General features: G+C 75.3%; 5 protein-coding genes. All 5 read left to right on the forward strand.

All coding sequences use genetic code 11. The annotated features are described in order from the left end of the window. The coding region (locus L7D48_RS28090; RefSeq protein WP_237883802.1) for a nickel-dependent hydrogenase large subunit at nucleotides 1-217 on the forward strand (217 nt) is incomplete at its 5' end. Nucleotides 218-230: 13 nt separating this feature from the next. Continuing rightward, nucleotides 231-803, forward strand: a complete 573-nt coding sequence (locus tag L7D48_RS28095) for a NifU family protein (RefSeq protein ID WP_237883805.1) — start codon at nucleotides 231-233, stop codon at nucleotides 801-803. A 6-nt stretch (nucleotides 804-809) separates the two neighbouring features. Further along, on the forward strand, nucleotides 810-1,505 hold the full coding sequence (locus tag L7D48_RS28100) for a DUF5947 family protein (RefSeq protein WP_237883807.1): 696 nt from the start codon (nucleotides 810-812) through the stop codon (nucleotides 1,503-1,505). Between the two features lie 10 nt (nucleotides 1,506-1,515). Beyond that, nucleotides 1,516-1,725: a hypothetical protein gene (locus L7D48_RS28105; RefSeq protein ID WP_237883809.1), complete on the forward strand. Its 210-nt coding sequence runs from the start codon at nucleotides 1,516-1,518 to the stop codon at nucleotides 1,723-1,725. Next, on the forward strand, nucleotides 1,722-2,441 hold a 720-nt coding region (locus tag L7D48_RS28110), incomplete at its 3' end, for a DUF6084 family protein (protein WP_237883811.1). The genes L7D48_RS28105 and L7D48_RS28110, both read left to right, overlap by 4 nt.

Genomic DNA, 2,441 nt, shown 5'->3' on the forward strand with positions numbered 1-2,441 from the left:
CCCCCGCGACTTCTACGGCACCCCCGGCCCCTACGAGGACGCCGTCCAGGGCTGCCCCCTGTTCGAGGAGAACGGGCCGGAGGACTTCAAGGGCATCGACATCATGCGCACCGTGCGCAGCTTCGACCCCTGCCTGCCGTGCGGCGTCCACATGTACCTCGGCGGCGGGCGCACCCTGCGCCGGACCCACTCGCCCACCTTCGGCCAGGTCTCGTAGCGGGCGGCCGGAGATGCCCTGGGACGACGAGTACGCGCGCGGGCAGGCGGCCCGCGCCGAGGAACTGCTGTCCGCGCTGGAGTCGCTGCCGGACAGCGCGGCGGCCGCCCGTGCCATCGACACCGTCCACACCCTGGTCGGCCTCTACGGGGACTGCCTGGCCCGGATCGTGGACCGCCTGGGCCGGGAGGAGGGCGGCGGCGAAGCGGTGCGCCGGCTGGCCGGCGACGAACTGGTCGGCCATCTGCTGCTGGTGCACGGCCTCCACCCCGACCCGGCCGAGACCCGGGTGCGACGCGCACTGGCCGGCCTGCGGTCGCGGCGGCGGCTCGAGGAAGGCGAGGCGGAGCTGACCGGGATCTCCCAGGAGGAGGTCCGCGTCCGGCTCCGCGCCGGCGGGCGCGGCTGCTCCTCCTCCCCGCAGGCCCTCGAGGCGGCGGTGCGCGAGGCGGTGGCCGCCGCCGCGCCCGAGATCGAGCGGGTGGAGGTGGAGGTCGAGACCGCTCCGGAGCGGGCGCCCACCGCCCTCGTCCCGGTGGACGACCTCTTCCGCCGCCCCGCCCTCGCCGCCGAGCGGGAGGGGTGAGCCGCCGTGTCCGCCCCCATCTCCACACCCCGGCTGCGGCGGCTGGCCCACCGCCCGGCCCGCCTCGGCGGACCGGGAGCGGAGGGTGCACCGTCCGGGCATCAGCGGTGCGACCTGTGCTCCGAGCCGCTGTCCGAGGCACACCGCCACCTGCTGGACGTCCGCGCCGGCGCGGTCTGCTGCGCCTGCCGCGCCTGCTCCCTGCTGTTCGACCGCAAGGAGGCGGGAGGCGCCCACTACCGGCTGCTGCCGCTGCGCAGGACCCGGCTGGACGAGGACGGGTTCGACGACACGCTGTGGGCCTCGCTCGGAGTCCCGGTCGGTCTGGCGTTCTTCACCCGCGACGGCGAAAGCGGCCAGATCACGGCCGGCTACCCCAGCCCGCTGGGTCTGCTGCGCTCCACCGTCGAGGCGGAGCGCTGGCGCGCGGTCCAGGCCTGCGACCCGGCCGTCGCGGCGATGGCCGACGACGTCGAGGCGCTGCTGGTCAACCTGGCGAACGGTGCGCGGGAGCGGTGGATCGTCCCCCTGGACGACTGCTACCGCCTGGCGGCCCTCGTACGCACCCACTGGAAGGGACTGGGCGGCGGACCCGAGGTGTGGCGGCACGTCGGGGACTTCTTCCGGGGTCTTCACCCCGACCCGCCCGCCGGCTCGCCGCACACCGATCCGAACCCCACCGACCTCCCGTCCACCGCATGAAGGAGGCGTCATGGCCCGTATCGCCGTAGGCAAGGCCGATGTGAGGCCCGACAGGGCGGCCCACGTCAAGGGCACCAGGCAGGGCAACCAGAAGGGCTCCTACCGCAAGACCCCCGGGCTCCTGCCCGGCGGCCGCTCCACGGCCCGCCGGTCGACGGGCGTCAACGCCGGACGACGCGACCCGGTGATGCCCGGGATGCCGAACCTCTCCCCGTCATGACGGCGCCGCACGCGAAGCCGGCCGGCGCTCCGTCCCGGCACCTCATCCCGGCCCTCTCCTTCGAGATCGCGGGAGCGGAGCCCGAACGCCACGCCGCCGTGCCCACCCTCCGGTTCGACGTGGAGATCACCCGCACCGGCGGCGGCCCGGTCCGCTCGGTCAGCCTGACCACCGCGATCAGGATCGACGTCACCCGCCGCCACTACGACCAGCGGGCGCGGGCGGCCCTGGCCGAACTGTTCGGCGAACCCGAGCGGTGGGCCACCACCCTGCGCCCGCTGGCCTGGACCCGGACCACGACGGTGGTCCCCCCGTTCGACGAGACCACCACGGTCGGCCTGACGGTGCCGTGCCCCTGCGACGCCGAACTGGCCGTCACCAAGTACCTGCGGGCCGTCCCCGACGGGGAGGTGCCGCTGGACTTCCTCTTCAGCGGCACGGTCTTCTTCGACGGCGGCCAGGGCCGGCTGAGAACGGCCCAGATCTCCTGGGCCGAGGACGCCGGCTACCGGCTGCCCGCCGCCCTGTGGCACACACTGGTCGACCGCTACAGCGGCGGCAGCCCCTGGCTGCGGCTGTCCCGCGAGACCCACGACCGGCTCGACGCCTACCGCGCCCGATGGACGCTGGGCACCCTGGACGACGCCGTCGGCGCCCTGCTGGACCGGGCGGAGGGCCTTCGCGACCGCTCCCCCGCCGCCCCCGACATCCCCAGA

The sequence above is a fragment of the Streptomyces sp. ICN903 genome (genome assembly GCF_022015835.1).
Lineage (GTDB): Bacteria > Actinomycetota > Actinomycetes > Streptomycetales > Streptomycetaceae > Streptomyces > Streptomyces fenghuangensis.

What these genes read in the sequence shown, in the direction of transcription:
- L7D48_RS28095 (WP_237883805.1), top strand. Translation starts at nt 231, where the DNA reads ATGCCCTGGGACGACGAGTACGCGCGCGGGCAGGCGGCCCGCGCCGAG.
- L7D48_RS28105 (WP_237883809.1), top strand. Translation starts at nt 1,516, where the DNA reads ATGGCCCGTATCGCCGTAGGCAAGGCCGATGTGAGGCCCGACAGGGCG.